This window comes from Bradyrhizobium sp. BWC-3-1 (assembly GCF_032917965.1).
In the GTDB taxonomy this organism is placed as follows: Bacteria; Pseudomonadota; Alphaproteobacteria; order Rhizobiales; family Xanthobacteraceae; genus Bradyrhizobium; species Bradyrhizobium canariense_D.
Genome location: NZ_CP136625.1, coordinates 2,521,158 through 2,545,571, shown reverse-complemented (window position 1 = coordinate 2,545,571; position 24,414 = coordinate 2,521,158). Strand labels below are relative to the sequence as shown.

Annotated in this window: 14 protein-coding genes; 10 read left to right on the top strand and 4 right to left on the bottom strand. The window is 59.6% G+C overall.

What is annotated here, in order from left to right:
* Window positions 1-1,126: 1,126 nt before the first annotated feature.
* Window positions 1,127-3,235 (bottom strand): methyl-accepting chemotaxis protein, encoded by a 2,109-nt coding sequence (locus RX329_RS12245; RefSeq protein ID WP_085360752.1) that lies wholly within the window; start codon window positions 3,233-3,235, stop codon window positions 1,127-1,129.
* Window positions 3,236-3,354: 119 nt separating this feature from the next.
* Here RX329_RS12245 and RX329_RS12240 point away from each other — a divergent pair, with 119 nt between their 5' ends.
* The gene (locus tag RX329_RS12240; protein WP_143273025.1) at window positions 3,355-3,582 is read left to right on the top strand and encodes a hypothetical protein; all 228 of its coding nucleotides are present in this window, start codon (window positions 3,355-3,357) and stop codon (window positions 3,580-3,582) included.
* Window positions 3,583-3,652: 70 nt separating this feature from the next.
* Here the strand turns inward: RX329_RS12240 and RX329_RS12235 are convergent, their stop codons facing one another.
* Complete coding sequence (locus tag RX329_RS12235) at window positions 3,653-4,663, bottom strand: PAS domain-containing protein (RefSeq protein WP_317245885.1); 1,011 nt, start codon at window positions 4,661-4,663, stop codon at window positions 3,653-3,655.
* 1,904 nt (window positions 4,664-6,567) lie between these two features.
* Here RX329_RS12235 and RX329_RS12230 point away from each other — a divergent pair.
* The 5 genes from RX329_RS12230 to RX329_RS12210 all read left to right on the top strand — a co-directional run bounded on the left by RX329_RS12230 (window position 6,568) and on the right by RX329_RS12210 (window position 14,860).
* A complete protein-coding gene (locus RX329_RS12230; protein WP_143273023.1) occupies window positions 6,568-6,894 on the top strand; it encodes a lipocalin-like domain-containing protein in 327 nt (108 codons plus the stop codon).
* Between the two features lie 3,609 nt (window positions 6,895-10,503).
* On the top strand, window positions 10,504-11,016 hold the full coding sequence (locus RX329_RS12225) for a septal ring lytic transglycosylase RlpA family protein (protein WP_085383586.1): 513 nt from the start codon (window positions 10,504-10,506) through the stop codon (window positions 11,014-11,016).
* A 182-nt stretch (window positions 11,017-11,198) separates the two neighbouring features.
* Window positions 11,199-11,438: a hypothetical protein gene (locus RX329_RS12220; protein ID WP_210350904.1), complete on the top strand. Its 240-nt coding sequence runs from the start codon at window positions 11,199-11,201 to the stop codon at window positions 11,436-11,438.
* Between the two features lie 1,295 nt (window positions 11,439-12,733).
* On the top strand, window positions 12,734-13,519 hold the full coding sequence (locus RX329_RS12215; protein WP_026234034.1) for a hypothetical protein: 786 nt from the start codon (window positions 12,734-12,736) through the stop codon (window positions 13,517-13,519).
* Window positions 13,520-13,729: 210 nt separating this feature from the next.
* Complete coding sequence (locus RX329_RS12210) at window positions 13,730-14,860, top strand: FAD-dependent oxidoreductase (RefSeq protein WP_085383585.1); 1,131 nt, start codon at window positions 13,730-13,732, stop codon at window positions 14,858-14,860.
* Window positions 14,861-15,610: 750 nt separating this feature from the next.
* Here the strand turns inward: RX329_RS12210 and RX329_RS12205 are convergent.
* Together RX329_RS12205 and RX329_RS12200 are read right to left on the bottom strand one after the other, a co-directional pair.
* Window positions 15,611-16,408 (bottom strand): tetratricopeptide repeat protein, encoded by a 798-nt coding sequence (locus RX329_RS12205; RefSeq protein ID WP_245329435.1) that lies wholly within the window; start codon window positions 16,406-16,408, stop codon window positions 15,611-15,613.
* Window positions 16,409-16,431: 23 nt separating this feature from the next.
* A complete protein-coding gene (locus RX329_RS12200; protein WP_026234035.1) occupies window positions 16,432-17,052 on the bottom strand; it encodes a FecR domain-containing protein in 621 nt (206 codons plus the stop codon).
* A gap of 296 nt (window positions 17,053-17,348) precedes the next feature.
* Between RX329_RS12200 and RX329_RS12195 the strand changes: the two genes are divergently transcribed.
* The 4 genes from RX329_RS12195 (at window position 17,349) to RX329_RS12180 (ending at window position 23,774) form a co-directional block, all read left to right on the top strand.
* Window positions 17,349-19,562, top strand: coding sequence for a VCBS domain-containing protein (locus RX329_RS12195; protein ID WP_085394546.1), 2,214 nt, complete (start codon window positions 17,349-17,351; stop codon window positions 19,560-19,562).
* A gap of 611 nt (window positions 19,563-20,173) precedes the next feature.
* Entirely contained in the window at window positions 20,174-21,331 is a 1,158-nt protein-coding gene (locus tag RX329_RS12190; RefSeq protein ID WP_026234039.1) for an FIST signal transduction protein, read from the top strand.
* 5 nt (window positions 21,332-21,336) lie between these two features.
* Window positions 21,337-23,082, top strand: coding sequence for an ATP-binding protein (locus RX329_RS12185; protein ID WP_240543266.1), 1,746 nt, complete (start codon window positions 21,337-21,339; stop codon window positions 23,080-23,082).
* Window positions 23,083-23,561: 479 nt separating this feature from the next.
* The gene (locus tag RX329_RS12180; protein ID WP_085383141.1) at window positions 23,562-23,774 is read left to right on the top strand and encodes a hypothetical protein; all 213 of its coding nucleotides are present in this window, start codon (window positions 23,562-23,564) and stop codon (window positions 23,772-23,774) included.
* Window positions 23,775-24,414 lie beyond the last annotated feature (640 nt).

Genomic DNA, 24,414 nt, shown 5'->3' with positions numbered 1-24,414 from the left:
CTGCTGCAGCATCCCAACATTGCCGATGTTGCGGTGATAGCTCTGGTGGGGTGCCAGAGACTATCACAGCCGTAGCGCGTTCGACCTCTGAAGCCAACGCGCTCAGATGATCGGCAAGCCTCGCGAACAATTCTCGTTTTCGCAGATCAGTGGCTAGATCGCTGATCGATTTGCAGTCGGCGGCATCGTTGCGGAGTCTGTCCAACTGCTCACGGATGTCTCTCATTTTAGAGTGCCCCCGGCAGCATCCTCTTCATTCAGTTGAATTGATCGAGGTGTACTTGAGCTCACGCCGATCTATTTCCGAACGGAGCAACTCAGCATAGTTGCGAAGATTGTCACCAACAATGCGGGAGCGGCCGCCATTCGCGCGATCAGCCAACACTTGCCGCCGCACACTTTCCCAAAGAGACAATAACGTCTGATCTTCCGAGCTTGAAAAGTTCATCCGCAGGCCCTCAGTAATTGGTCGCGCGGATGCTACCGCGTACTCGTGAGCCGGATTGTTCGGTTGCCGACATAGCTGTGGTGAAGCTACGCGCTCGTTGCACATCGGTCACACCGCTTGCATTGGTGAAGGGAGATATCGCGACCGCGGGACCTACCGTCGCATTAGCTAATCGATCGCTCGCGTCGCCGCTATTGCTGTAACGGGTCAGAGCGGTCGTGCGGCCGATTCCGCGCGACGGGACAAGATGTGGCTGCGTGGTCACCGACACCTGCTTCGAAGTATTGAAGGACGAACGTACGCGCTGCAGTACAATCCGTCCCGTGTCAGGCATAAGGGAGCATCTCCTGCAGCAAGCGATCCGCGGCGGATAGCTGATCAAGCCGAAGCACGAGCAGCTCGTTCAGCCGCGCTACCCGAGACTGAAATTCCTCACGTATCGATCCGTTATCCACATCTTCAAGCAGGCCATTGAGAACTCTAAGACATTCGATAACGACATTGACCTTCCGTCGCAGCAACTTAGTCCGTTCTGGTCTGGACGATCAGGTATCGCTCTCGACTAAATGGCAGCGGGATGATGTTGGCAGCCACCGGCTCGGACGCTCCATCACGGATCCTCGCTGGGACACTTCCAGCGTGACTCGCTGATGTTGAGGTACTTGTCATGGAAGCACCTCAAGCTGCGCGCACAGTGATCAGGAACTTCTCGACCTCTGTCTTTAGCCGCGCGCTGTCGTTCGACAGCGTTTGCGCCGAGGCAAGCACCTGACTAGAGGCAGAGCCGGTTTCCGTGGCCCCTTGCTGCACCTCCGTGATGTTGGAGGCGACCTCGTGGGTACCTTGCGCGGCCTGTTGGACGTTGCGCGATATCTCCTGCGTAGCCATTCCCTGTTCTTCCACCGCGGCTGCAATGGCGGAAGAGATTTCTGAGATCCGACCGATCGTGCCGCTGATTTCCTTGATCGCGACGACGGAATCCTGGGTGGCGGCCTGTATATCGGCGATCTGGTGGCTGATCTCCCCAGTCGCCTTGGCAGTCTGTTCGGCGAGCGCCTTGACTTCGGAGGCAACGACAGCGAAGCCGCGTCCGGCCTCGCCGGCCCGCGCCGCTTCGATCGTTGCGTTCAGCGCCAAAAGGTTGGTCTGCCCCGCGATCGTATTGATCAGTTCGACCACGTCGCCGATACGAGTTGCCGCCTGTGACAGCTTGTTGACGCGATCGTTGGTTTTCTGTGCCTGATCCACCGCTGCGCCGGCAATCCTGGCTGCGTCCTGCACTTGGCGGCTGATTTCGATGACTGATGAGCTCATCTCTTCGGTGGCGCAGGCAACCGACTGAACGTTGCTCGAGGCTTCCTCGGAAGCCGCAACGACCATGCTAGAGCGCTGCTGGGTGCTCTCGGCTGTCCTGCTCAGGGTCTTGGCCGCCGCTTCGAGCTCGGTCGAGGATGATGAGAGCGTCTGGATGATTTCTCCGACCGCATCCTCAAAGCGTCCAGCGAGCTGGTGCATGTCCGTCTTGCGCTGGGCGGCCGCACGGGCCTCTGATTGCGCCTGTTCGGCCCGCAGCCGGTCGGTTTCGAACATATTGTCTTTGAAGACCTGAACCGCCTCGGCCATCTCGCCGACCTCGTCAGCGCGGCCGACACCTGGGATCGAGGTCGACGTATCGCCGCTCGCGAGCCTGCCCATGGCGGCGGTCATCCCCTGGATCGGGAGGGCGATCGCGCGAGCGGTCAGCAGCGCAATGGCGGCCCCGAGGCCCAGTCCTGCCGCAAGCAAGCCCCACAGGACCAGCCTCAGGAAGGATATGCTCGTCTGCACCTGATGGCTTTCCTCGGCAAGCATGCTGTTCTGGTTCGTCTTGATGCCTCCAGAGCGGGTGCCGTCGGCGCCCTTCGGCCCGTCGAGCAGATCGAGAATCTTCACCGCGCGCGGCGCCGCTTCCGTTATGAGAATATGCACGGGTGCATTCCAGTCCGCTGACTCCCGGAACGCGAACATCTTCTCGTAAAGGAGAACAAATTCGCCCCGCGCCTTCGTGATCTTCTCGAACGAGAGCAGCTGAGACGGCGTAAGCAGGTCCTTCTTCGCACTCACGGCGGTATAGCCTTTTTCAAAGAGCTCCCACGGCTTGAAGAATTTCTCCTTGTCGTTCTTTTCGCCCGACAGGAGGTACATGCGAAGTTGAGCGGTGGCAGCGGCAAAATTGCCGCGCGTGTCCGCCATTGCTTTCAGCAATCTCTTACGCTCCGCCGTCGCCTCCTGGCCCTCCTCCTCGTTGATCATCTTGGTGATCTCGGAAAACATTGTTTCGGTGCGCGGACCGGCTTCGGTCACAAGTAGCTTTGTCGCTGGATATGCATCGGAAGTGAACGCGACGGCTTCGGCTTTGTCTTGGGCAGCTCGGAACTCTGCGAGCAGCGCCTTGGCCTCGGCCCATTTTCGGCTGTTCTCCGGGTTGGTAAAATGTACCGCCTTCTCATCGAAGCCGGCAACTGTGGCATCCATTTCCTTCCACATCGCGGCCCGATCTAGCTTGCCTTGCGGATTTCCGGTCAAGAGATAGCCACGCAATGTCGCCAGTGTGGAATAGAGATTGCCGACCAGCTCTGTGCTCGCGAGCGCGACGGGTGTCCGCAGGTTCACCATGCGATCGACGGTCGTGGAAATCCCGCCGACCGCAAACACGGTGTATCCGACTGAAAGCGCGATGATCGCGCATACGGAAAGAAATCCCGAAATCAGCCGGCCACGAATCCGAAGTTTGAGTTTGAAGGGCATGGCAACACTCCGCGGGTCATTGGACCCTTAAAAAGATTGGCAAGAATGGATTTGGATGTGACGCGCTTAGTCGCCGCAACCGACGGCGGCTTTTAGGTCAGATGGCAAAAAGATCCCTCGTGGGGTCACTCGATAATAAAACAGTAGCTCAGGTTTCCCGTCCCTACTTGAGCGTGCAGACCATGGTGAAGACAATTGGCTGCGAGTTGGTTAAGAAGAAATCGACCCTGATTTTCCTCACGCGCGCAAAAATTGCTGCTTCAGCGCGTATGACGAAATTAGCTCGGCGCATTTCGCAAATTTTTGGTTCGCCCGGCCGCGAAATGCGCGAGCAACCCAAAAACTGAGCCCCAAGACGGTCCTTCCAAAGCTACCTATGGAAAGTGAGATAGCCAGCTTGCGACAACTTGTCTCAAATCATCGTCGCGGCCGAACTGCAGGCTCGCCGACAGACGGGAACAAGAACTCGATTCCCGCATCCGAAAAGACGCGACGAAGAATCTCCGTCGTCTCGTCCGACATTGGGGGAGCATCATCGTACTCTTCAAGCCGACGAATGATGGCGGACGAAATCCCCGTTCGCGCGGCCAATTGTTTCACAGACCAATTTAGGATGCCGCGGGCTGCGCGCAGTTGCGCGCCCGTAAGCTGCGATGTTGCCGCGTGTTGAACGGAGAGCTTTTCCTGATGCACGTCAATGGAGAGACCCATCCATTCCTGGATGCTGCCGTCCGCATTGGTGACAGGCACGGCCGTACAATGATACCACCGATATGTATTGTCGGGCTCTCGCAGGCGATGCTCGACGCTGTACCGCCGTCCGGTCTCGACCGAGGCCGTCCAGCTTCTCAAGGCCGCCTCACGCTCGTCTTCGTGAAGAAGATCAGCCCAGCCTTTGCCAAGCAACCGATGCGCCTCTGGTGTCTTCTCGCCATTCGGCAGTGCCGTGATTCGACCGTCGGAACTACCGATCCACAGCAGACCGCCTACCACCTGGGTCAAAGCGCTGTAGCGCTCGGCGTCACTTCGCAGCGTCTGGACCAACCGACGTTGCGCTGTAATGTCGAGAGCGATCCCCAAAATACATTCCGGCTCACCTGCGCTATTCAGTAGCACTTCGGTATGGCAGTTAATCCAGCGGAAAGCGCCATTGGGCCGAATGATGCGAAATTCACCGTCGAGCAACGTCCGATCTATCATCAACTCGCTGGGACCGCGAGTCGGACCGCGATCGTCCGGATGAATCCTTCGTTGGATTTCGGTGTATGACGGCGACACCGCATGCGGATCCAATCCGAGCAGCCTAAAAAAGCCACGCGACCATTGCATCTGGCCGGCTGCATCACAGCGCCAGACACCTGCTCCCAGCTTTTCTTCAATCAAACGAAGCACATCGGATATACCGAGATGTGCCTCCAGCTGCAGCAAATTAACCCCCGTTCTCAAATACAAACATTCAACTCTCAATTGCAGAACAATTCAACACTGATGTTTGAGTGAACCCGGCCATACGGTCGCAGGCCGGTGGAACGTCTCTCCACGGGCAACGCCAACGAGAGAGGGCAACGTCGTGCGGTCCTAGAGACCGCCTACACCTCAACCCGGCCAATCGGCTGCGCGCCATTCGACGAGGCCAATGACCCGAAAATCCCTTCCGGCACTGCTGATTTTCTCGAGCATGGTGGCACTGGTTGTCGCATTCGGATTTCTAGCACAGTAAGACCCGCGGATTGTGTGCGACGTCCTCTTTTCCCCCGATAGCGACTCAAATAGCGGACGTCGTGCACTTCGCATTTGGGCCAAGCGGTAGAGTAGCGCTCTAGATATTTGGAGGGGCCTCTTACCAGGCAGGCCCTGTTGCCGCGAGATGGTCTATGGACGCGAAATCAGCCACACGATTTAAACAGCACGTAGATCGGATCATGGAGAGTTATCCCTGGCGCTCACGCTCGCCCAAGAATCTCCAGTAGCTGAGTTTCTGAGATTGAGGACATCGGTCGGCGATATCATCTCTCGGAATAGACTCCGTGCTTCAGGAAAACATTTACAAAGATTATCCCGGTCTGGATGGCATGAAAGGCTGACTGATAACTTCGGCTTCGGGTCAAAGAACGAACCCGCTCTCGCGGGAGGGCTGGCGGCGCGGTCCGCCGATCACGTCTACCGCTGTAACCGTTTGAACGAGCACAGGTGACGGGCGGGCGCTCCGTCTGCAGGATCGAGGGGTCAAGCACTCCAACCTCAAGACAGGAGCCCCCAATGAGCGAGAAGCCCATCAGCCCGCTGCGCCAACGCAGGCTCGACGACATGAACATGCGCAGGTTCGTACCCGATACGCAACGCGAGTATATCCGCGCCGTCAAGAGGCTTTCCTCAGCCCTTCCCCCGACAGTGCGACGGCGGAAGAGCTGCGCGCGTTCCAGCTGCATCTGACCGAGACCCTGAGGCGGTGGACGCCGGGTGCGTCGCCTATTTGCGCAAGCCGTTCGCACGGCAAACCTTGCGGGATGCCATTGCGAGAGTACTGGCGTAACAGGCGCGGCGCTCCATCGGGGTAGGTCAATTGGGCGCCCATAACCTCAGCAGACTGAACCGCAGGTTGTTCGGCTAGGTGTGAGGCTAGTGAGAACGGGGCTGTCCGTTTTGATCCTGCGCAAGCCGGAGAGTTGCGCTGCTTGAGCAACGGCCAATGGCGAACTAGACCATGTACTCCGCGAAGTGGACAAGTCCGTTCTGGCTTCAAACCGGAGATGGCCGGCTCGCTAGGGCGCTACGGAACTGCTCAATGTATTCCGCTGGCAGGTCCCTTTGAGATCGCGCGCGTTGCAGCTTCAAGACGGGCCGCGATCTCGCTCATCCGGCGCGCCAGATCTTGGAGCGTTGTTGGCTGTACTGGGCCGGCGCCCCTTGGGGAATTCAGCTCCGTTTGCAGGTGCTCGAACTCTGCCTTGCACCGCTCCAGCTCGGCGAGAAGCATTGCGAGATCATCCATTTGGCCGAATGCGCCTCATTCCGGTGAGCTGGGGCCGTCGTACCAGATCAGGGGCAGGCGCGGCACTTGGGAAATTTACGGGTGGGCCGACCCGCTCTCCGCCGCAGGTCGATGATCCCGAGACACACATCTGGGTAGGAGATCAGCCGGCATTCCTGCTGGGTTGGCGGTTGGCACGTGGGTACTGCGGCTAGTCTGTGTCTGTGGGTGGGCCCGCTGTCCAGGTTAGATCGGAATGGCATCGTGTGGGTTTTCATCGCCGATTTTGACCCCGAAGCTCACGCCGACCTTGATCTCACGTGACCGTAGTCAACAATTAAATTTTGTGGTGGAGGACATAATGAACAAAGCCATTGTTGCTATCGGGCTTGGGCTTGCCCTGTCGGGCGCAGCATTCGCGCAAGCGAAGTCGGCTAAGGAACAGCTTGTTGGTGCGTGGACGCTAGTCGCTGTTACCAGTGAAATGGACGACGGCCAAATAGGCGAACCCTTCGGTCCTTCCCCAAAGGGTGTGATGATTTTCTCAGATGATGGCCATTTCTTGCTTTTCCAATCGCGCGCGGAAATTCCAAAGATTGCGGCTAATGACCGAGCCAAGGCGACGCCCGAGGAGGCGCAAAGTATCGTGGCGTCAAGCATTTGCCTACTACGGCACATACTCGGTTGACGAAAATACAAAAGGTATGATGGTCAACCTTGCAGCCAGCACCTCCGCGAACGTCGCCGCCGTTCCCAATCAGAAAAGAACGATTACTTTGCTAAACTCAGACGAACTAAAATTCGACAATCCCTGAACTCCAAACGGTATGACGCTGCGAACCACTTGGAAGCGCGTAGCGGCGCCCCAGTAGAATTTGAACGGTGGCAATCGCACGCGACATAACGCCACTCTGTAAAAAACCGGAAAACCAACCGGCTGGTTTTCGTCAAATGGTGTCAGAGCGTTGGGCACCAGACGAAAATCGGCCCCGACCAACACGGGGGGCTGGCGGTCGGGGGCCGTCCCTTCCAGTGCGCCACAGGCGGCGGTGGTGGGCACACGCGCTGACGTTCGGGTAGCGACAAAGCGGTACACCAACTGGCGCGCGCTCTTTCAGGTCGCAACGTGTGGATTGACAACTGTATAGCCGCGCAACGATCGCGCGTGCATCCTTGTCGCGTGTCCGCCTGAGTTGGCGTCATACGCCATCCAAATGTCGCCTCTGAGATGCTGTTCTAGTACGAAGACGTGCCCACGGCGTGCCGCGACCATTCCGGGCGACGGCGACGTACGCGGAAAGCGTAGCCAGTTGGCTGCGAGGTTTAGTTCAGGCACCACACGACCAAACACGCGCAGCGCTGCGCCACAACCACAGAATGCCGCCGGGCAGCCGGGCGGCCGACCCCCGACGATCCGGCTCTCAGCAGGGACCCTCATCGCCAAGCTGTTGGCTGCGGTTACTACGAGTTGTTTGGGACGATACGCCTGCAGAGAATATTGCGAAATTCGTTCGCCGCGCGTCTGCGCGGACGAGAAGTCACATGGCATGATCACGTTGCATTCGGGCGCGTGGCCTATGCGGTAGGGTCTTGCTTCCGAACAGATCGAGCTGAGGACAACGAAGAGACACGCAGAAAATACTTGCTTGAACATTGCAGGGCTCCAAAATGAGGTCCTGCCCCGAGTACCAAGCAACAAACAACAATTTGGCCGAAAAGCGGCCAAGGTTAACAGCGATCGCGGTCCAATATCGTCAACCCTCACGGCCAGACGTTGCGACGCTATCTGATTAACTCGCAGAGAGAGAGAGAGAGAGAGAGAGAGAGAGAGAGAGAGAGAGAGAGAGAGAGAGAGAGAGAGAGAGAGCCTTGCACTCGTCCGACTTGTCAAGTCTGCTCCGGGGTGACCACCGGCAACGCTCGGATCGAGCGATATAATTTCCGCTTCGCGCCCCTGAGCGGCTGCCGGTGTAGATGGAGCCCTAACAAACGGCCCCGACGCATTCCACGTCGGGCCCTTAAGATCGTCGAGCCGGTTACATCCGCCGTGCCCTCTGATGCTTGATGTGTCGATTACCGCCCACGATCTAGTGCAGAGCGTGGCACTGCGGCCGCAATGAGCAAGGCCGTTTGAACAGTCGTCATAACACGCGCGTCGATGTTAATGCCACGAGGATCCCGCACCTGGACGGTTGCTTGGGCAACAATTAAAAGTCGAACCGCTCGTTCCTGCGCGCCATGAAGATTTTGGAAGCCACGAGCCGCGGCGAAATGTCAATTCATGATCGTAAGCAGATCCGAACCAACCCGGCGTAGCTCTCGCGTTTCTCGACCGGTCAGCCCGAGCTCTCACGCACCAGCCGGGCAATTCTGCGAGGACCATCCCACACCTCTACGGCGGGGTACGTATCGAGAAATTTCTCTGCTCGCGTTCTGGCGTCTTCATCCGTCGGACTGTCAATTTGATAAACCGCCCGAGCAACGCCGGATAAATCGACCACATACGCAACGTACCGCATGGCATTCCCAAGTGCCGGAAGCTACAATACGACTCCGCCAACTGTGGCGGCCTTCGTTTCATCTTACTTTCGAACCTTTGACGAGCGCCGGCTGGTGATCGAGACTTGCTCTTGGACAACCTGCCGCGCCTCCACCTCGCGTGTTGGTTTAGGAGGGCAGGAACTCTCTTTCGGAGGTTTTCTTGCCAGCCATCGCAGTATTCTAGAACAATTTACGAGGCTCCCAAGATCGACCTATGGCTTAGGAACCAACCGGCGCCTACGAACCCGAATACCCGAATATCCGTTTCGGTTGGAGTTCGTTCCGCAATGGGGACCGGGGCGCCCCTTCCCCGGTTGCAGAGAGCCATGCTTGCGCAGGGGTCGAGGCCGTTCCGCGCGACGCGCGCTGCATTCACAAGGTCCTCCGGCATCCGTTCTTCATGAGCTTGCGCGAGGATCTGTAATGGCGCGCCTCACCCCCGCCGAAAGTGGTTCGCTACAGAGGAGGTGGCGCAGGCTTGAATTGATGAGAACGATCGGGAGGGCGTCGGCTTCGAGTACGAGGTGATCGGCGCGCCAGCGTGACCTTCATTGGCAAGCCATGTCGCAGAGCCAGCGCGCGGCCGCCCGGCGGATAGGATCGAGAGAACAACCCCTCGCGCGTGGCCCAATTGTGCCGAAACATACAGCCAGCCAGGGCGCGCGCGAAAGCTGCGGCGTGGTCATCCGAGGTTCAGGAAGGAACGTCTAAGGTTGGTCAGCGGGGATGGGCTCCGCCGGAGTAGCGTGGATGAAATACAAACTTACACTTGCCGCAATAACCGTTCTCGGTGGGGCGGCATTCTCAATTGCAACGGCATCGGCAATGCCCGTTGCTCCGTTGGGACAATCAAACATCGCGAACGTTGAGACGGTAGCTCTGGTTTGCAGCCCGCACGGATGCGTCCGAACTCGCCCGGTCTATCGTCCTGCCTATCGCCGCGGCGTAGTCGTTGTTCGTCGGCCTTATGCCCATCGGTACTATCGGCGCTACTGATCAGAGGTTTCGTTCACGTAAACTGGCGTATCCTACTTGTAAAAAGGCCGCCAACTGAGGCGGCCTTTGGTTCTTTGCTCAACCGTTTTAGTGAGGAGAGAGGACAGCGGCCACGTTAAACGCCAGTAGAACCAGAGCGCATGCGCCAGCTGACAGCAGTCCCTATGTCACCGGCCTCCTTCGCGCATGCATTCCTGTGGGAGAAGTGGTAGCCAACTGCTGAGGTCCGACGTTTTCTGGCGTTATTTGGATGTCATCCAAGCTTCGCGAGTTCGTTTCGGAGATTTATGTTCATAGCAATTGCTCCGAGGCAGTTTTCGCTGAAGAAGCACGAAAGACGCAAACTGCCGGCGATTAACACCGAGGAGCCGTGTACGGTTGCGATCCACTGCGAGCGAGGCTGGATAACGCGCGGAGCTTCTTAGGCGGCTCGCGGCATCTCGCCCCACGAGCTGCCCGTGGCCCGTTCAATGTCCTGCTCGTCTCTATAATCAGGCGAAGAGATTCACGCCACTGAACCGCCTGCACGCCAGGCCAGGTTGACGCTGCTTCGCAAAGCGTCGAACTCTAGAACGGCTCGCCGGTTCTCGTGAATGCGCTGCAGCGGACCATCTGCTTGTTGCACTGCTTCCACTCTTCGCCATGCAACACATTCAAATCGGTATCAGATCACCTCTCTACACGAGAATCCCGATGTGCCGGAACGCGCCTTACGAGTTTGCATTGTTTGTCAGTCTGGTGATTTGTAGTGAGGTCGATCATGCGTCCGCTTTCTGGAATGATCGTGATTGCAGCGGTCTCAATTTGGACGGGGCTTCACGCGACCCCAGCCGTTGGGCAAACATTCAATGATAGATGGTCCATCGTGCCAGACGCTCACGCCGAGCCCGCTCCTGAAGGACTCGATAAGACAAAGAAGGAGGAGCCGCAAGCGCAACGCCCGAGCGGACAAGAGCCCCTGAAAGATCGTTCAGGCGCTCAATCTTTCAATCGAGTTATTTCCGGAAAAGCCTCCTACTATTCGTATTCCAAAGGCAAGACAGCGAGCGGTTCATCGTTTGATCGGAATCTACTAACCGCGGCGCATCGCCGTCTGCCGTTCGGCACGAGAGTCCGCGTCATTGATCTTGAGACGAACAACTCGGTGGTGGTTCGTATCACCGACCGCGGACCATGGGTCCGTGGCCGCGTCCTCGACCTCTCGCTGGCGGCTGCGCGCAGCTTGGGGATTACGAATCGTGGCGTGGCTCAGGTTCGTGCTGAGGTGTTGTAGCGGACGACCATGCCCTGCGAAAACACGCGACCGCCGCCCACGCGCCCTTACGTCAATACGGCCTTTTGGCCTGAAACGAATCTGCCGTGTCTCTAAAGAACCCTGACGCTATCGCGGCCCTCGTATCCGTCCTCAGGCTCGTCCACGGAGACGAAGTCGCGCGAACCATGCTCCTGGAGGGTATGAGCCTCGCCACGCTGACGGACACGATGTTCTCCGCGCCGATAGCACATCGCGATGCCGTTCGATACGTCGCGAGTGCCTTAGATGACTTCGCCATTACACCGGAACTTGGCCCCGTCTGGCATCTTCGTTACCTGTATGATGATCAACCCGGCTCCTTTTGCGTCGTCGATATGGAGATAGCCACGCCGGCCGGTACGCTGTCCAGCAACGACCTTTGGCTTCGGCTGCCCGTCTAACTTGCAATGCGGACCGTGCTTCGACGATTAGCCGGAGCCCCCTGCCCTACGTGCCGGCCCCGTAGGTCTTGATCGTGCCGGCCGTTATGTCACAGCATGAGAGGGCGCGGCTGCAGCTCATCGATGCCTTTCCCCGCAGGGCTGCGTCTTTACATGCCATGGCCTGAGCCCGGTTGGCCGCGATGATCCAACTGCTCCCGCGCCCGTTCACGTCGGCGAAATTGCGAGATCGGTGACGCCCAGCGAGCTCTGAAATCTTGATCTAACTTGCATCCTGCGTGCAGGCTGGCAGCTCTCTTAAATCCGCGGGGGATCGACCTTCCGAGCACGAGCACGACGAAGAGCGACTGCCAGGAAGATTTTAGAAGCTACCAACCGGCGTGTGCAGAAAGTATTCGCAGTTGAGCGGCACGAGGCGTGCCAAAGGACACTATGCCCGTCGAAGTCGGAAGAGCCCAGCAGGACAAAGAAGTTCAAATCCTTGCAGGCGGATGTCCACAGTGGCATCACGTATCGCCATTTAGCCGAGTTACCGTAGTTCCTTACTGTAGCTTATTTCTAGAGCCGTCCACGGTTTGCGAAAAATGAACGTCTTCGCGAAAGCTTAGCGCCCAGAGTTCGGAGGAGTGGATATCCTCGGCGCGGCGAGAACCAGGGACCAGTAGCTCGCCCCCTTCCGCGAAAGCGCTCTGCGTTTTTTCCGCGCGGAGCTTGTCACTTCTACGGTTCGAGCCACGTTGACACATTAGATCGCGGGAGCCGCTAGGCTCAGTCGCGCTTGACCCGAAGTGAGGTGTGGGGCTCCCGGCTGACGGTTAGCCTCACAAGCCACCTGCGGAATCCTCCGCGAAAAGTGTGGAGAGGTAGTCTGGAGCGGCCGGATTATGGGCGCGATGATGATGCGCAAGGAGCCCGCGAGCGCGCCCAGGAGGCCGTTCGAGAAGCCGACGGGCGGAGGCGGAAGCCTAGTCCGTCCGCATGGAATGCTACGGGGGCCCTGCGCAGCCCTGCCCGACGATCGATCAATGCTTAGTGGCGGACTCGCCTGGCTGGAGGTTGAGTGCGCCCGCTGCAAGACACGCGAGCCTACCATTCGACGTCATACATCGGCATAAGCACACGCCGCTCTGGAGTTTAGGCGCTTTTTCCTGCCTCGATCAGCCTCGAACTTTCGGCGATCGGACTCATTTGCCGACGGCGCCTTCGCGCGCAGCGCTGGGCCCGAGCGCACAGGCTAAAACTGTGCTAAACAACGAAAGTCAGCACCATCGTCAAGGGTTCACATGGAGCACCAAATGGCTTCCACGCGGGACGACAGCGTCGCGGAACGGCAGATCGCGGAGGAGCTTTCGCACCTGACGCGCAAGGCGGAAGACGGTGCCTCGGTCCAGCCGACCATGGAGACGTCTCGCGCACCGGCAACGAACCATCAACCGACGAAACAGCCCCACGTGGCCTTCGTCTGCTCTCTGTTGGCTGTGTCCTTTGCTGCTTGGTGGTGGTGGTCGTCCTCCGCACAACCGGCGATGAGGGCCCCTTCGGACCCTGCACCCCTGACGCGGGGCCCCCGAGATGCTGCGGCGCCGAAAGACGCGGCGCCGTCTGCAATCGCCCTGGTTTCCGACTTGACGCAGCAGCTGCAGTCGATGACGCGCGATCTCGCTGCCTTGAGGCAAGCAGTCGAACAGCTTAACGTGACGCAAGAGAAATTGGTCCACGACAATGAAAATGTGGCGCGCCAACTCAAGACAGGCCAGGAAGAACTCGCACGTAACAGCCGTGTCATCGACGATGTCAAAGGGATCCAGATCCAGATGGCCCGCGAAAGTCAAACGCTCACCGATCGCCTCAACGCAAACCAGGAGCAACTCGCCCGCGCCACGGCGAACGCCTCAGCACCAAAGGAGATGATGCCTGAAGGTACGAACGCAATCCCAGAAAAGCCACAGGTCATGCAGGAAGTACCATTGCCGCGTCCACGGCAGTCGGCCAATGTTGCCCAGGCGCCAAAGCCGGCGCCAATTGCCAGACCGCAAGCTATAAAACCGCAACCGTCGTTATCGTGGCCATGGTCGCGCTAAGCCGCGACCGACCTGCTCCTGCGGCCGAAACTAAAGCTATGGAGACGGGCGCCGTTGACTGCGGCTCCTATTCAGACTTTCGGATCTGGCCCGCTGTCGCCCCGCGGTCCCTTTCGCTACGTAATCGCCCTCCCGTAGACCTTGTAAACCCGCGAAATCATCAGGATGATCGGCGAGCCGTAGCATCGCTCGCGAGGCCTTCATGCGAAAATGCGAAGTCGCCGTGCTGGGTCTAGGACTCATGGGCGGAGCAGCGCTCAACTCATTGTTGGATGCCGGCGTCGATGCGCTCGGCTTCGACCCTGTCGGACCCGGTTCGGATCGAGGCTCGTCACATGGTTCATGTCGAATTTTCCGTCGCTCAATTTCGAAAACCCCAACTACACCAGCCTGAGCGACGAGGCTCGTGCCGGTTGGATCCGGCTGCAGGCCGAAAGCCCTCAAACGGTTCTGACGGAAACCCCTGTTTTGGAGGCAGGCCTCCCCGGCTCTGCGATGGTGGCGTCGTCACGCGCGGCCGCGATCGCGAAAGGGCGCCCTGATCCGATGTTGACCGCGACCGTAGCGAACAAGGAATTTCCGGCTTTCGCCCTGCCCGACGACTGGGACGTCGTAGTACAAGACGGTGGCGCGATACTGTGGACCGGTGTCGTCATGAGACTGATGCGCTCACGCGCCGGCAACCGTGTGATTCCGGAACGCGCGAGCTTCACGCCGCACCACGACGTCGTATCGATCCGCACGGTGACCGAAGAGTTCTTCGCCGAGCGCGCGATTCTGGCGCTGGGTCCATGGCTCGGTCGCGCACTCCCGACATTGGGCGCGCTGCTCAACGTGACCCGACAGGCGGTCGGCTGGTTCAAGCCGACCCGCCCTGACACTGTGGCGCTCGGTCGTTTCCCGATCTTCATTCTGGACCGAGGTCCGAACGACGTGGTCTACGGCTTTCCGGACTTCGAACAGCGCGGCGTCAAAGCGGCGCCTCACAACCACGGGCCCGTGGTCGGCCCCGACGACTGGGGTCCGCAGGCCACCGAGGCCGAACTCCGCCCGGTCGGCGATGCGTTGGCGGCCCTTGTCCCGGGCGCGGCCGGGCCAATCATCGATCGAGACGTCTGCCTCTACACCAACACCGTGCCCGCCGACCGCCTGCCCGATGCGGGCGAGGAATTCATCATCGATCGCTGGCCGGATTCCCGCCTAATCGTCTGCTCCGCGTGTTCAGGCCACGGTGCGAAGTTCGCGCCTGCCATCGGGCAAAGGCTTGCCCGACTGGCCACCGATCCGTCCTACGAAGCGGAGTCCTTCTTTCAGCTTTCCCGATATTCTCAATTCGCCTGAGCGGATATCGCGGCGTGGCCGGATCGGCTACGTTACCCTGGCGGTGTCACTGGCCGATATGTTCTGCGCCGGCGAGCTTCGGCGCCGGACCTCCGAATTCGCGCGCGAAGACTATTGAAGCGCGAATTGAGCCTTGAGCCGTGGTGTGAATCGGCGTGGCCCGAGGCTGATCGGCACGATAAGTCTCTGATTCACATCACATTGGAGGGGGCATGCTTCGATGCCGATTCACATCCCGGCCTTCCGCCGACCTGCACGCTCGTCGGCCGGACGTGCCGCGGTGGTCTCGCAGCGGCGAGCAAATCCTGTAGCTTGTAACCGTAGTTAGTCACGTCAACCGCGCCTCACCCCACCGAAAATTTTAGAATCCTCAACGCCTTGGTCATTCCCGTTTGGAGGAGCGGTGATCCTCGGGTAGGCGGGATACGTACTCGTCCACATTCCGGACCAGCGGAGCACTGATAAGGTTTTGCGTATTACCTTATCAGTTGGCCAACTGACTCCGCTTCGTATGAAAGCTTATCAGTCGATCAACTGACCCTGTTTTGACTCGAAAGCTGATGAGTTCGCCATCTGGCTCTGTTTCGTACGTCTGCTTATCGGTTTTGTAGGAAGCAGAACCGTTTAGCATTTTTCGGGTGTCGCTCGCTGGAGGGAAAAATCAATACAAAAACTGCTCGACTGCTGCAGCTCAGGTTCTCTCGGTAGGGGAGAGATGGCATTCTCCGACGGGCACGCGTTGAGGACGGACTACGGTACGCCGTAGCGCGCGAATTCCTCGGCGATGTCGCCCCGGACAGCTTTCGCGGCCGCGACATCGGCTTCTCCCGAAGCCGTCTCGCCGCGGCGGATCTTTGCCCGGCCGCGACCGTACAGCGCGGTGGCGAGCGTGGGGTCGATGCGCAGCGCGGCGTCGTAGTCGGCGATGGCCGCATCGGTCCGTCCAGCCTTGAGGTGGGCGAGCGCGCGGGAATCGTAGGTCGCAGCCGTATGCGCGCCCGACCCGATCGCCTTGTCGCAGGCTTCCACCGCGCCTTGCGGGTCGCCCGTGCTCGCCCGGATCCAGCAAAGGCCGCTCCAAGCCACTTCCATGTCGGCGTTCAGACGAGTCGCGGCGGTGTAGTCGCTTTCGGCGCGTACGAGATCGCCCTTCTTCAGCCAGCCCTCGGCGCGGTTGACGAAGGCGCCGGGGTATGCCGGCTGGAGGGCGATGGCTCGGTCGAAATCCTCCATCGCGGCGTCGTAGTCGCCCGTCCTCAGTCTCGCCGCGCCGCGGTTGTTGACGGGTTTGGCGAAGGTCGGATCGATGCCTATGGCCGCCTCGAAGTCGGCGACAGCGCGGTCGTAGTCGACCTTCGCCGCGTAGGCGATGCCGCGGTTGTTGTGGGCCATGGCCAGGGCCTGTGGCCCGCCACGGCCGGCTGCGATGAAGGCAGAGCAGGCCTCGATCCTCCGGTCGGGGGACGAGGCGGCGTTGCAGAGCTCGACGTTCCGGAATTGACCTTCCGGCTTCTGCGCCGACGCGGGGGCGGCCAGCAGCAGGATCATAACTGGCGCCGTCCCGAAGACCTTCAGCATCCCCGGCAGATGCCGAGAGCGCGGTCGGCCCTCCGCTGCCGGGGAGGCGCAACGGTCGGACCGGCCTTCCGCTTCATGACGGCATCCTTGCCCTCCTCGATCAGGGTGGCGAACTTGACCGTGCCGTCGTCCGAAATCTCGATGTGGGGCGTGGTGCCCCGGATCCCCAACGTCGCCACCGGCGTGTCCACCTTCATGCTCCCGGTCTTGGCGACGCTGCCGGCGACGAAGGTGAAGGTGCCTCTGGTCAGGCTGATCAGGGTTGAATTGTCCTTGCCGTCCGGATCGTAGACGAACTCGCTCATTTCCATGCTGGCGTTACTCGACAGGCTGAAGGAGCTGCCATCGGCGAAATTGATACCCAGGCGCCCGTCGGCGCCCGTCCTGACGACGTCGCCCCGATAGACTGGATCGCCGACCTTCGCGCTGGCCCCGTTCTCGGACAGTCTCGCCTGCACAACCGCGGCATCGATATGCTCGATCACTGCCTTGCCAGCGACGGTCACGACCTTGCCGATTGGCTTGACGTCCTGCGCCCGAAGCGGCGCAGGCGGATACGCCACTGCAACGAGCAAAAGGCAGAGAAGTCCTGCGACCGTCCTTAGTCCGTGCATGCGTCCGCTCCCGTCCGTGAAGAGCCCGCTTCGGCGGAATGATGGCAGAGCGCGCCCGGCGCACCATACCGCATGTTGCGACCGCCACTCTTTAGTCGCAACGGACGATGGTCCCGACCGCTCAGCGCTAACAAAAGAGCGCATTTGCGCGCACTCAGTCAACATTTCGTGAAGGGGTCTCGGGATGACAAAGCGTAGTCTGATGCGCAAAACCGGACACCTCGGCGGGTGGACTCACACGCGATCCATGGGTCCGGCCGCTTCGGCGGAAGCGGGCAGCATGCGAGGCGTTCAAGATGTCGCTCGCACGTGTCTTCACCGGTCTTTGGCCGGCGCAGAACCAACGCAGTCCGTCGTCCGTCCGCGGCGGGCGCGCTGTAGAGTCGGCGGTTGTCGCGAGACTCGGATGGGCCGGAGCGCTGTCTTTCGTCCCGTTGATCCTGACGGCGCTGAAAGAAGCGTGGGCCGCCGATCCCGATCTCGCGTTGTTCGACGATGCCTCCATCACCTACAAGGGCTTCGAGCATGGCACCTTCGAACTCATCACGAAGGAGGCGGTGCCGCGCCACATCATCGTGGACGATCCCGGGCAGACGGTCATCCTCAGCAAGACCGGATCGTCCGTCAGCTTCGCGCAGGTCGCCAACAACGCTTCGCGGATGGAGGACCTGCAGAGCCGGCAGCAGGACGTGCTCGACAACTACTCGAAGGACCATGGGCCGTCCGGATCCGGCACGCCTCCGGGCGAAGCGGTCGATCAGACGCTGCAGCCGATCGATTTCCAGGCGCCCGACGGGCCCGGTCCACAACATGCCCTTCCCGGGCTGGTGGTGCCGGCCAGCTTCGTGTCGGATGGGCCGCTGATCCATTCGCCACCGACACTGACGCTCGGGTCGGGCCCCGTCGAGATCGACACAGTCGCGTTCGATGAGTTCTCGGCGAGCAGCGGCAGCTTCTCGGCCACGAGCTTCGGCTCCGGCACGACCCCAACCTTTGGCATCGCGGGCGGCGCGATCGGCGCTTTCACCGTCGCGGGCGCAAGCTACGACGTCGAGAAGGCCGGCTCCTTCGGAATCCTGTACTTGAACAGCGGGACCGGCGCCTACGCCTACGTACCGAACAACGACGCCATCAACGCGCTGAAGGCGCCGAACGCCGACAGCTTCACGATCACGGCGTCCGACGGCTTTGCCTCGGCAAGCCAAACCTTCACGATCGACATCGCCGGCACCGACGACGCGGCAGCGATAAGCGGCGAGACCGGCGGATCCGTCGCCACGATCGCCATGACTGCCGCCGCAATTGCGGCGGCGGCCATGGCGCACGACGTCCCAACCGCGACCGGCAAACTCGCCGACACCGATGTCGACGATCCGGCCAACACGTTTACGGCGGTGAGTTCTCCGCATGCCAGCGACAAAGGCTATGGCAGCTTTACGATGACGTCCGACGGGCACTGGACCTACGCGCTGGATTCCGCCAGCGCCGCGGTGCTGGCGCTTACGCCGTGCCAGACCCTGACAGACACCTTCACCGTGACCACCATCGGCGGCACGCCGCAGGTCGTCACGATGACCATCCAAGGCGCCGACGATCCGGCCGTCATCTCCGGGGACACGCATGGTCGCGTGGTCGAAGCTGGCGGAGTCGACAATTCCGCGCAGGGCCTCCCAACCGCGTGCGGCCTTTTGACCGCCACCGACGTCGACGGCCCGTCGAACGCGTTCGATCCCGTCAAATGTCCGGAGCCGAGCGACCACGGTTACGGCAGCTTCACCATGACCGCGGATGGGCACTGGACCTTCGCGCTCGACAACGGCAACTGCGCGGTGCAGGCGCTGAACGCAGGTCAATCGCTGACTGACGATTTCACGGTGAGGGCCGCGGACGGTACGGCACAGACGGTGACCGTCACCATCGAGGGCAGCAACGACGCCGCGGTCGTCTGCGGCGATATTTGCGGACGCGTGACCGAGCCAAGAAACTCCTGCGAGCCCCCGCCACGCGCCAGCGGCACCTTGTCCGACAGGGACGTCGATAATCCCGACGACACCTTCACGGCCACGACATGCCCGCAGGCGAGCGACCACGGCTACGGCAGTTTCACGATGACGACCTGCGGCACGTGGACATATGTCCTCAACCCCGGCAATCCCGCGGTCCAGGCCTTGAGGTCTTGTGACGCGCTGACCGACACCTTCACCGTGACCACGATCGACGGCACGCCGCAGATCGTGACCGTGGTCATTCAGGGCGCCGACGACCAAGGCTTTGACAACCGGGCCGAGCCCGCGTTCCATTTCGAGGCGGGTGCGGAACAGCAGCATGCCAGCTCGACGCCCCCGGCGGTCACTTCCTCGGTACCCGTCGCCGCGCTCAATCCGGAGTACGATTCCGCCGCGGCCGCATGGCCCCATCCGGCCGATGAGGCGCCGGAGGGTTGGCGTTTCGACGGGGAGGCTGCTGGCAAGGGCGGACAGCTACCCTTCCAACACGATCTGATCCTCTGAGAGCCGCCGACGCCTTCGTCGCGTCCGGCTGATTGGCGTTTTCCGGGGCGCTCCCATGGCTGCACCGATCACATTCATGGACCCGCACCGCCATCAGCTGCACGGCCATCAAGAAGCTGCACGGCCATCAAGAGCCATGAAGGGGCGCTACTTCATTTCCGCTCCGAGGCACGATAATAATGAGTCATTGTAACCTCCAAGATCATACTCGGAAAGGCGACAGGAGCAGCACTTGCAGGATTCGCGATGTCCGCTTCGGGTCAATCGCGTCGGTCGGCCGTTCGGTTGACCACTTCTCGTCGGCCCGACAGCAGACATTCGCATCAGGCCGCCGCTCCGAAAAAAGGTCCAGCCGACCACGGCTCGATCGCGGATAGCTGTCCGCTTTGGGTCGCCAGAAGGAAAGCGTCCCGACTAAAGCGTTACGACACCCCGAACCAACTTCGGCTTTAAACCTTTGATTACCGACGGTGAGAATTGGCAGATTGCAGAGTAAAAGCCCCAAAAGGTTTACGTCACTTTGCCGCCTCGAGGCCCCTTGATATTTTCGAGCTACTTGGAACTTATCCTTTCGGAGGTTGTTTACTGCTGTTGTCTAAGTGGGGGAAACAATGAAAGCGTCGGTAGTCTCGACGGATTCGAGCGATAGCTCGACTGCAGGCGAATTTCTGGCCACCGAAATACGAAGATCCCTAAGCACACCGCCTGCTGCCTTGGTGTTATTTGCAGCTCCTCAGCATGACCACGGAGCGATACTTTCTGCCATAAAAAAGGAGCTGCCCGATACCATCGTTGTTGGAGCTTCATCTGCCGGCGAGTTTACGAATGTGAGCAGTGGTCAAGGCTTGGCGTGTGCACTGGGGTTGGTGGGCGACGATGTGGTCTTCTCATATAGTGTTGGACGTAACCTCGCGATGGATGCCACTGCGGCAGCCCAGGAGATAGTTTCGAGGTTTACACCAACACCGCCCGGACGATTTCCGTTTCGGGCTGCTCTCGTTCTAGCTGATGCTCTAGCTGGGCATGCTGATATTTTAGTAGATCAGTTGACGTTAGCTACAGCCGGTCAGTATCAGTTTTTTGGTGGAGGAGCGGGGGACAACGCTCAATTTCAAAAGACCACTGTATTTTGTGGAGAAGAAGTTTTGTCCGACGCCGCGGTGGCATTGGAGATTCTCTCCTCGAAGCCGATCGGCGTGGGTGTTAGTCACGGCTGGAAACCTGCGTCCCGAGCCTATCGCGTCACGGCGAGCGACGGCATGAAAGTGATAAGCCTTGATGGGTTTCCAGCGATCGAAGCATTCGTAGAACACGCGGAAGAGACTCATCAGAACTTGGATCGGAAGGAACCGTTACCATTCTTCCTGCACAATATTATTGGGGTTGATAGCGGAGCTGAACATCGCTTGCGTGTTCCTCTGGCTGTGGATGAGGAAGGCGCAGTTGTGTGCGCCGCTGAGGTCCCCGTTGGTTCAGTTGTAAGAATTATGAAGACTAGCACGGCATCCGCAGTTTCTGCCGCGAAGCAGGCTGCAAATGCTGCTTTGGATGCATTAGGCGGCCCCCCAGCGGCGGCCCTTTTCTTTGATTGCGTCGCTACTCGCCTCCGTATGGGAGACGAGTTCGGGTTGGAACTCTCAAGCCTGCAAGAACGATTTTCGGAAGTGCCGTTGACGGGGTGTAACACCCACGGTCAAATCGCCCGAGCGGAGGGGCAGTTCAGTGGCTTTCACAACTGCACTGCAGTCGTTTGCGTATTTCCCGAGTAGGTCACTTGAAGGATGACGGGGCTCATCTTTTAAGTGGTTTTGCCAACGCCAACGGGAGGCGAGAAGCTGCCGCGCGATTAGCCAAGTTTATGGGAGGCGATGCTTTCCTCATTTTCTTGAAGGATGAAGAAACGGGGAGTTTTACGCCAGCTCAGGGATTTGACCAGCGCCTGCCTGGCGGCCCGTCTTGGCGAGCGTTTTTGAAGCAAGCATCAAGCTGCTGTGAGTTCTTCGGAGAGGTAGCATTTCCCGACGCTAACACGCTCGTTCCCGCGGTCGCTCGTTCGACCCCTGCGGCAATCCTGGTATTTGTCGGCAGGAACTTGTCTATCCCTTGGAATGATATCGAATCGAGCCTTCCGCTTTTAATTGAACTGCTAAAGACTGAAGCGCGGGTTCATATGGCCCTAGCGCGCGCAAGTTCTGCCACGGAGGCGGCTACTCACGCAACGCATCTTGCGAGAGCACTCGATGGTGCGCGTAAAGATGTGTCCGCTACGTCCTTAAAGCTACAGCAACTCAATGCGACGCTGGAACAGCGTGTAGCGGAAGAAATCGCGCGTCGAACGGAGGCCGAAGCAGCGCTGCGCCAAGCTCAAAAGCTTGAGGCCATCGGTCAGCTTACCGGCGGTGTTGCACACGACTTTAACAACCTGCTTACGGTGATCATGGGTGGTCTTGATACGATCGGACGGCAGATCGCAAGCATGTCCGATGCGCCACAGTTTGGGCGCATCATGCGAGCGCAGGCGATGGCGCATCATGCATCCCAGCGCGCGGCCACACTCACCGCCCGCTTGCTAGCTTTTTCACGTCGCCAACCGCTGGATCCAAAGTCCATTGATGTAGATCGCTTGCTCGGGGGAATGAGCGAACTGCTCAAGAGCACTTTAGGAGAGCAAATCAGGATCGAGATAGTTGGCAATGCCGGTTTGTGGAGCGCCTTTGCTGACGCATCGGAACTAGAACATGGCATCCTCAATCTGGCGGTTAACGCGCGGGATGCAATGCCCGGCGGCGGACGACTTACAATCGAGACCGGCAACACCTGGCTGGATGATGAGTATGTTGCCGCACTCCCAGAACCCGTGCCTCCCGGCCAATACGTTTTGGTTGCTGTCACCGACACTGGAACCGGAATGGATAAGGCAACCCTGGATCGCGTGTTCGAGCCGTTCTTCACGACTAAGGAGGTCGGCAAAGGAACTGGGCTGGGGCTAAGTCAAGTTTACGGGTTCGTGCGACAGACGGGTGGCCACATTAGGATTTATAGCGAACCGGGGCATGGCACGACGGTCAAACTCTATCTTCCTCGGTCCAAGACTGAACCCGACAAGCAGGAAGATCGCAGTATTCCGACAGCAACAATGTTACGGGGGAATGAGGCCATCCTCGTTGTGGAAGATCATGACGATTTGCGCGCGTATTCATCCGGTGTGCTCCGCGATCTCGGATATCAAGTTTTCGAAGCAGCCGACGCGGCATCAGCGATTGCTTTCCTTGAATCATCTCGCACCATCGATCTTCTCTTCACCGACGTCGTGCTCCCGGATGGCCTTCACGGACGTAAGATCGCAGATCGGGCTAGAAGGTTGCATCCAATGATCAAGGTGCTGTTCACGACGGGCTACACACGGAATGCGATAGTCCACAACGGTCGACTTGATGCGGGGGTCAACTTGTTGAGCAAGCCATTTACCTTTCGCGGTCTGGCGGAGAAAGTACGAAGAATTCTTGACGAACAAACATGACTGAAATCGGATCGAGGCTATTCATTTGCCCGCCTTCGGATGGGTGCCGTCCTTCTCCTCCCGAAGTTGATCGTTTTCCAGATGCCGGAATGCTCAAATCCTCTGCGGAATCGCGAGACAAAATATTCGCCATCATTCGTCCAATAATTTCGGGGTTGCATGCGCAACGACTTACGCGAGACGTATCTGTTTGAAGCCAGGCCAGTTCTGAAATGGCGCTTGCATTTTCAGTGCGAGTCTAATCCGCTGAACCGCAGCCTCCCCTTCACGGTTTCATCGGAAGCAGCCGTTATCGGCCGGCCGGGCAAGCCTTCCGGAATGGATAGGACACTGCCATCTGATTCCCCGCGCTGCCCATCAACGTCCCTCGCCACTGCGATCTCAAGTCGGTCGCAGAAAGTTGCGCGGGTGCGTCGGCTCTTCTTGACTTCGCAACCGTAGCCTACTCAACTGAGAGCAGTGATGTTGCGAGGTGCGTCATGGAGCAGGAATTCTACCAGGGTCTCGCGCAGCGGGTCCGCGCCATCGCCCCGAAGGCCGATCCGTTCACCCGCCGTCGGTTGCTGGATCTCGCCAAGCGATACGATGCGAAGGGCAACCCGGCCTCCCGGTCCGGAGCAAGCGAGCGGCCGCTCCCGGGGCCGCGCACAACGCCACCGCCATCGATCTTCTCCGGACCGGGCGAGGCCTGAGGCACCGGCGCCAGCAGCCACCTCAAAGGCCGTTTGTGATGAGATCACTCTCACCCGCTCCACGAACTCGGCCGGGAATCAAGAGTGCCAGCAGTGCCCCTCGAAGAAATCGAAAATGAGAATTGAGAATATGCTGAAAGCAGCACTCTCCAGGAACGCCGGGGGAGAGGGTGCGATGCCGGAGGCACAGAGCGGAATCAGCCGGCGGATTCGCATTTGAAGCAGCGCCACGTCGAGGGCGCGTTGCAATTGCAACTTTCGGCTTCTTGCAACCCGGACAGGCGGGAGTGGAGCGCGGCATCGGGTTCGAGACGCAGGAGCCGTGCAGAGAATTTAGCTGAAGGGATTCGACGCGCTGGCTAACTCAGGAGAACTTCGAATATGATCCTGCGGAGGCTTCCGTGGCAAGCCTTTCGGCCTGTTCGGCGAGTACGGGCCCGCTGATTGCGTATCCGGGATCAGTCTAAGCCCCACTGCGAGGACAAGGGCGCACCGGGCCGGACGGACACGCTGAAGATAAAGTTCAAGGACTTCGGGATCATCACCCGCAGCGGTCTGTCTCCGTGGTGGTCTCGAGCAGAGACGACCTCGAGCGCTGTCCATCGCACTGCTTCAAAACGCGATGCCGCTTCCCAGGCTG

Excerpts from the sequence above, each read along its gene's own strand:
- RX329_RS12230 (WP_143273023.1), top strand. The coding sequence starts at position 6,568 with ATGAACAAAGCCATTGTTGCTATCGGGCTTGGGCTTGCCCTGTCGGGC.
- RX329_RS12195 (WP_085394546.1), top strand. The coding sequence starts at position 17,349 with ATGTCGCTCGCACGTGTCTTCACCGGTCTTTGGCCGGCGCAGAACCAA.
- RX329_RS12200 (WP_026234035.1), bottom strand. The coding sequence starts at position 17,052 with ATGCACGGACTAAGGACGGTCGCAGGACTTCTCTGCCTTTTGCTCGTT.
- RX329_RS12245 (WP_085360752.1), bottom strand. The coding sequence starts at position 3,235 with ATGCCCTTCAAACTCAAACTTCGGATTCGTGGCCGGCTGATTTCGGGA.
- RX329_RS12190 (WP_026234039.1), top strand. The coding sequence starts at position 20,174 with ATGAAAGCGTCGGTAGTCTCGACGGATTCGAGCGATAGCTCGACTGCA.
- RX329_RS12205 (WP_245329435.1), bottom strand. The coding sequence starts at position 16,408 with ATGATCCTGCTGCTGGCCGCCCCCGCGTCGGCGCAGAAGCCGGAAGGT.
- RX329_RS12220 (WP_210350904.1), top strand. The coding sequence starts at position 11,199 with ATGAGCCTCGCCACGCTGACGGACACGATGTTCTCCGCGCCGATAGCA.
- RX329_RS12215 (WP_026234034.1), top strand. The coding sequence starts at position 12,734 with ATGGCTTCCACGCGGGACGACAGCGTCGCGGAACGGCAGATCGCGGAG.
- RX329_RS12210 (WP_085383585.1), top strand. The coding sequence starts at position 13,730 with ATGCGAAGTCGCCGTGCTGGGTCTAGGACTCATGGGCGGAGCAGCGCT.
- RX329_RS12180 (WP_085383141.1), top strand. The coding sequence starts at position 23,562 with ATGGAGCAGGAATTCTACCAGGGTCTCGCGCAGCGGGTCCGCGCCATC.
- RX329_RS12225 (WP_085383586.1), top strand. The coding sequence starts at position 10,504 with ATGCGTCCGCTTTCTGGAATGATCGTGATTGCAGCGGTCTCAATTTGG.